Raw genomic sequence first — 338 nt, 5'->3', positions numbered from 1 at the left:
TCAAATGGTGTTGGTTATGAAAACTATCCTGATAATGTTTTGGAAACTTTCATTCAAGTAGCGGCTAAAAATGGGATAGATGTTTTTCGTATTTTTGATAGTCTAAACTGGATTCCTCAAATGGAAAAAAGCATCCAGTATGTTAGAGATAACAACAAAATTGCAGAGGCCACAATTTGCTATACGGGAGACTTAAATGATCCTTCTCAAACAAAATACACAATGGATTATTATAAAAATATGGCAATTGAGCTAGAACAAATAGGGGCGCATATCATTGCCATTAAAGATATGGCAGGTTTATTAAAACCACATGCTGCTTATCGCTTAATCAGTGA

The 338-nt window shown here is 34.0% G+C and carries 1 protein-coding gene; it reads left to right on the top strand.

What is annotated here, in order from left to right:
* On the top strand, positions 1-338 hold a 338-nt coding region (locus tag ACEN4L_RS13515), incomplete at both ends, for a hypothetical protein (RefSeq protein WP_407123683.1).

Origin of the sequence: Desemzia sp. FAM 23988 (assembly GCF_045528365.1) — a bacterium.
Taxonomy (GTDB): Bacteria; Bacillota; Bacilli; order Lactobacillales; family Carnobacteriaceae; genus Desemzia.
Note: the sequence above shows the minus strand (reverse complement) of the source record. Positions and strands in the feature narration are given on the sequence as shown.